The following is a 5744-nucleotide window of genomic DNA, read 5'->3' on the forward strand; positions in this document are numbered from 1 at the left end:
ACTTCCTTGACCCGCAGAGCCACCCCGGAAGAAAGGCCCTGCCGTAAGCTTTTCTCAAGGTCTTCCCCCTGGGGCAGGGTTCTCGGGAATGACTTCCCCAGAAGTTCTTCCGCCGTCTTGCCTTTCAATGCCGCATAGCAGGCATTGACCCGAAGGTACGTAAGCTCTTTTCCATCGAGCAAAGCCAGGCCCACCAAAGAATCATCGAACAGTTCAAAGAATGACTGTAACGGATCCGGACGAGTCAGATCAGCCGGTGGAGCAACGGCCTGAGCGACGCCCCGAAGTACTACGCTTTCGTCCTCCCGCCCGGAGCTTCCCCACAAACGAACCCACTGACCGGCCTCCCCACTCCTTTGAACAGTAAAGTCAACTTCCAACGCCTCCCGTGAAGCCTGCTCGAAGAGCGAGTACACCTGATTCTGAGAACTGGGCTGGAAGCATTTAAGGAACATCTGACCATCGGCTTGGGCTGAAATACCCAATAACTGCTGAGCATACGCATCAGCATGCAAGATTTTAGTACTCGAATCCCAATGCCATGTTCCTAGTTTGGCAGCGTTCAAAGCTAAAAGGATGGAGGGGGGGATATTAGCAGATAACATCAACAGAGCAAGAATACTTAGGCGTTAATCGGATAACCCGTTTGGAATGAAAAAGTTATCGATTTTCCATTAGAAAAGAATAATCAGCTCAGCGGAAATATTCTATTTATACCGTGCCTTATCTTCTTGAAACCAGAATGTTGAGCTGGAAAATCTAACGATTTTACAGAGCCATACCTTTAAGACCTTTTTGTGTACAAAGTATAATGGCTGCCACTACCCGACTCGTTTCTACCGGGAAATTTCGAGTACAGGCCAGAGTAGACGTTATTAACCAGGATTCGTGTGATCTGATCGTAGAGTCGGGTAGAACCTTACCGCATCAAACTACTGCCCCACTAACAAAGTCATCGAGTATTCTAAATATCAGGAAATTATGTCCCCATAGAACAGGCTCTATGGTGACACAGATCTGTTACAACCTCTTCTGAATACGGTCTCTTTACAATCCTTGTCCCCTGATTACCTACGGATTGATCTGGCTGAATACAGCGTCCCGTTGCTGACGCAGGTACTCCGCTGCACCAATGGCGGCTTCGTAGGTATCCGTCTGTAGGGCATCTATTACAGCGTTAATGAAGTCGTCCATGGGCATCAACTGGTCCTTGCTGTTGTCATAATTGTCCTGGTGCCCCAGATTAGTACCTACGGCTGGGGGAATGATTTCGAATACCCGTACGGATGTATCCCGTAGCTGGTGACGCTGCGAAACACTAAATGAATGCATCGCAGCTTTCGTGGCACAGTACACCGGCACGCTTGCCAGAGGCGTAAACGCCAACCCAGAGCTTACGTTGACCAGAGCAGCTACTGACTGCTCCTGGAGGTGCTTAACGAACAGCCCACCCAGGTGAATGGGAGCTAAAAGATTGGTTACCAGCTCGGTCATGACTTTCGCTGGATCGATCGGCTGCGTAAGATCCACTTGCTGCATGATCCCCGCATTATTGATCACGATATTCAGCGTTGGATAATGAGTCGTTGCCCAATCCGCCAGCTCCTGACGCTGCTGTTCGTCGTGATATCGCCTAAGTAGGTACTTATTCCCGCGTGTTCAGCCGCTAACTGATCAAGTTGTTGCTGGTTACGGCCGCAGGCAATCACCTGGTTGCCCATTTGGTGGAGTCTGCCAGCCAGGTGTAGGCCGATGCCAGAGGTAGCTCCGGTAATGAGAATGGTTTGCTGAGTAAGATTCATCGTTAACTAAATAATCCAATAACCCGGTGTTTTGAGAATACAGGGATTTTTGAGTACAAGACTGTTTGACTATATAAGTCCTATTTGCCTAAAAAAGTTATTCTGACAACAATTCTGGTCAACGGATCCAAACGATCAGTCTCACTTTTGTTTACCTAAGCTTCACTAGGTATTGACTTGGATATGGCCTTTCTTATTCTATACTTCCCATTTTATTTGCAAAATACTATCAGGAATAAGTCCTCGATACACTGTTTTTAAAACCTGTATTCTTTTATTGGATTTATAGCTTATTAGTGATTTAATAAGTTAACTATTTATAGGATTCTATTTCAGTAAATAGTTAAAGTAAAGACATTTATATAAAATAGCTTGTAAGGTAATAAAACGTGCCATAGTTATTTTTACATTTTTTGAGTATTGAATTCATCGATGCTACTCTAAAACCTTCTAAATTAAAGCAAGTATCGAAAATTAAGCACAAATACTAATATTAAAATAAGCATAAATACCTATGATTCAATATTATTAATCAAACATGAGTCAGCTATAAGGTAATTTGATTACTTTGTAAAAAACTATCCAATATTATTTGTTATTTATAGCATGATTCCTTATATTATTTTGCATATACTACGTAAACTGTTAACTAATTTTACCCCTGCGTTCTTCTTTTTGACTTTCATTACCTGTAGCTGTACTTTTTCTAACGAAGGAGATCATTCCAAACAAATGCATACATGGTATTACTCGATTGATCATCAGTTCAATACCATAGGTTTTAATAAGGCTGTACATACATATGATTCTCTTTTCCATACCCTTCCTTTTGTAAGTACTATTGATCAAACCACCTACTATTCGCACATGCGTTCGTTGAGTCAACGAGATTCTGTACACGCAACTATTTCGAGTTTTTATACGGATAGTATTATCCACTTACTTTCTCCCACTACTTTACAAAAAAAGTATCCGAAAGAATATGCGAAGGCTTTACTTTTGAAAGGAGATGATTTACTAGCCAAGCGAGATTACTCGAATGCCTACCGAAGTTACTACGATGGAAAACTTGTCCTAACCGAGTTGAATGAAGTTTGTGAATACAGTCGTTATTCCAGTCGTATTGCGAATGTATCTTACAAGGAAGGCAATTATTATCAGGCCATTTGATTTTTGGAAAAAAGAGTATGAAGAACTTTCCTACTGTCAGGACTCTGCTGATTTTGAATTAATGTTTATCGAAAAGCAAGGTTGCTTAGATAACATTGGTGTAAGTTATATGTATCTCAATAAGTTAGACAGTGCCCAATTTTACTATCAGAAAGCGTTAGATTTTATCAACTCCAGTCAGAAGTATTTTCCTGAACACAAAGATTTTATAGATTATTCCCGCATTGTAGTGATGAGTAATCAGGCGGAAGCGTACGCTTTAGCCAATAATTCGGCAAAGGCTGAGCTTATTTTTAAACAATGCCTAACCGAGGGCGACAAAACGGCATATGCTTTTGATAATTCTCAAGCTACACGAATTGCCCTAAGTAAATTATACATAAACACAAAGCAATACGATAAAGCTTCGCATGAATTGGCTATTATTAAAAAAGGTCTGAAACACAAGCCTAATCCGGAAATTTTCAGTTATTGGCAACGCTTTTACAGTAGAGTTTTATCTGGAAAGCAACGTTACAGGGAAGCCAGTGAACAACTTCTGGAATATGCAGAAATGCAATACAAACATACCTTAGCAGCCAGAGCGGAAAACAAAACCGAACGTTGGTCAAATATTAGCCCAAATAGAACAGCAGCACCAAGATACGTTTAATCCGAAGAAAAACAAAAGCAACAAAATGTAATTCTGGGCTTAACCATTTTGGTAGCTTTATCCTTAGCCATTATCACGCTCCTGGTTTGGAAAAACGCACGTAATACCCGTAAAAATATCGCAACATTGATTTCCTTCAATCAGGTAATTGCACAAAAAAATATTGTTTTAGAAGATACCGTACAGGCTTTGGAAAGAGCTCAGGAGCAAAATCAAAAATTTCTAAAATTAATTGCCCACGATCTAAGGAATCCCATCGGAGCGATGAGTTCAGCTTCTCAATTATTATTTGTAGAACAACAACCTTCTGATCATCAAAAGCAAATTCTAACCATTATTCAGGAATCATCTAGCAAAGCACTTTCCTTGATTTCTGAAATTTTATATAACAATTCCGGAGGTATATCCCTTAAAAAAGAATCTGTTTCATTTGAAGAAGTCGTTCAGTCCTGCGTGGATATGTTGAGCCATAAAGCAGCAGAAAAGAGTCAAACCATTGCATTTACTTTCGAACCTGTTTTAATCTCATTAGATCGCGAAAAAATTTGGCGGGTAGTCAGTAATTTAGTAACCAATGCTATAAAATTTTCGTACACTAACCAATCTATTCGTATCAACATCCAGCATAAAAAAATATAGTACGGTTTATCCATCATGGACCAGGGCATAGGAATTCCAGCAGATATACGAACGACTATTTTCAATGATTTCACAACCGCCAAGCGAGTGGGTACTGCGGGAGAACAGACTTTTGGCCTCGGTTTATCAATTTGCAAACAGATTGTAGAGGCACACGGTGGTAAAATCTGGGCAGAGAGCAGTCCGGGAGTGGGCAGTACGTTTTATGTAGAACTTCCCTTCTTATAGTTTATCAATTATTGAGGTTAGTTCCTGGTTTCTCTCTGTCATTACCTTTTACAGGAAAACTACAATGACATGGTCCTTTCCAGTTTGAGATTATCTTCATACGAGCTTACTTACTTTTTTCATACGAGACTAAAGGCCGTTGAATCAATAGTATGAAGAAAAAGATACGTTATCCCGGTTTATAATCTTTCACAAACTGCACATTTTGTTGTAGTTATAATAAATACAAGTTAAACAATCTAATGTCAATAAATTATTAAGGGTTTTACTTAACGCCTATCAACTGGAGATAAAACCTTTCAGCTTTACAAAAAAAATCAGCTCAAGTTTAATTAATTGTAATTTGATTTCGTAAAAGCCAATTTGTAATGATTTCACCCATCGGGTATCGATAAAAATGAAATGTTTGGCAGAATACAGAAAACGATCGTTTAATTGCAATAACTAACTTAGGTTTGAATCAATTCAACATATAAGCACTTATGCAACAATCAATGAATCAGAATATTAAACCTAAATGGAATTCAAAAGCGGTTCTTTTTGATTCATTTTATATGACCTATATTTCCTTGAGCTGCGTATTTCACTTCTTTTCTGCAGGAGTATTTTTTCTTGGTTCTAAGGAAACTGTTCAAAGGATGACCCAAGAAGATGGCTTGCTGCTCATTTTTATAAGGCGATTTGCTGGATATTCATTATCCGGATGCCTTTTCTCTGTAGGATTTATGTTAGTGAGTTGTGTGATAGTAAAGCTTAGCAAACAAAAAGACTGGTCTGAACCCAAATACGTCTTCAAAATATCTTTTATTAGTCATCTGCTCTGCACATTTCTTGGGAGCCTACTTTTTACCGTGTCATTTTTGAAGTGATTCAAGATTCAATAAACTTCCATACAATAGCAATAGCCCAATAGGAAGAAGCCATAGCTACATCTATAACATTTTACAAACGACCCTTTAAGTTTTGTAATTTGAACTCAATCATCAGATTTTATTATATAAACATTAGCACCATCAATACATCTGATATAGTATTTATACATTAAATCCTTTAAGCTTTGTAAGTATTAACTTATTTTGTAGTTGTATACTTTCATTAGTACGGTCTATTCATGAGTCAATGTTTTGTCGCTTATTATCGGGTCTCTACCGTTAAGCAGGGAAGATCGGGGCTGGGGCTCGAGGCCCAGCGACAGGCAGTCGAACGTTTCGTCGCGTCAAAAGGAGAAGTACTCCAGAGCTTCACCGACATCG

Annotated in this window: 6 protein-coding genes and 1 pseudogene; 5 read left to right on the forward strand and 2 right to left on the reverse strand. The window is 39.4% G+C overall.

Annotated features, from left to right (window positions below; genetic code table 11):
* Nucleotides 1-515 (reverse strand): hypothetical protein (locus BWI97_RS26555; protein ID WP_158242879.1); only part of this gene is annotated, 515 nt, incomplete at its 3' end.
* Between the two features lie 556 nt (nucleotides 516-1071).
* Nucleotides 1072-1802 (reverse strand): annotated as a pseudogene (locus BWI97_RS26560) (SDR family oxidoreductase).
* An 867-nt stretch (nucleotides 1803-2669) separates the two neighbouring features.
* Here BWI97_RS26560 and BWI97_RS28790 point away from each other — a divergent pair.
* The 5 genes from BWI97_RS28790 to BWI97_RS27525 form a co-directional block, all read left to right on the forward strand.
* A complete protein-coding gene (locus BWI97_RS28790) occupies nucleotides 2670-2972 on the forward strand; it encodes a hypothetical protein (protein WP_233208078.1) in 303 nt (100 codons plus the stop codon).
* The gene (locus BWI97_RS26575; protein WP_233208079.1) at nucleotides 2899-3624 is read left to right on the forward strand and encodes a hypothetical protein; all 726 of its coding nucleotides are present in this window, start codon (nucleotides 2899-2901) and stop codon (nucleotides 3622-3624) included. Before BWI97_RS28790 ends, BWI97_RS26575 begins: the two co-directional genes overlap by 74 nt.
* Nucleotides 3625-3672: 48 nt before the next feature.
* Nucleotides 3673-4263, forward strand: a complete 591-nt coding sequence (locus BWI97_RS26580) for a sensor histidine kinase KdpD (RefSeq protein ID WP_158242880.1) — start codon at nucleotides 3673-3675, stop codon at nucleotides 4261-4263.
* A 15-nt stretch (nucleotides 4264-4278) separates the two neighbouring features.
* The gene (locus BWI97_RS29415) at nucleotides 4279-4491 is read left to right on the forward strand and encodes a sensor histidine kinase KdpD (protein WP_102203453.1); all 213 of its coding nucleotides are present in this window, start codon (nucleotides 4279-4281) and stop codon (nucleotides 4489-4491) included.
* 1111 nt (nucleotides 4492-5602) lie between these two features.
* On the forward strand, nucleotides 5603-5744 hold a 142-nt coding region (locus BWI97_RS27525), incomplete at its 3' end, for a recombinase family protein (protein WP_158242881.1).

Origin of the sequence: Siphonobacter sp. BAB-5405 (assembly GCF_002872335.1) — a bacterium.
Classification (GTDB): domain Bacteria; phylum Bacteroidota; class Bacteroidia; order Cytophagales; family Spirosomataceae; genus Siphonobacter.

Bases quoted from the DNA above. Each gene is read 5' to 3' on its own strand.
- BWI97_RS28790 (WP_233208078.1), top strand. From the start codon at position 2,670: ATGCGTTCGTTGAGTCAACGAGATTCTGTACACGCAACTATTTCGAGT.
- BWI97_RS29415 (WP_102203453.1), top strand. From the start codon at position 4,279: ATGGACCAGGGCATAGGAATTCCAGCAGATATACGAACGACTATTTTC.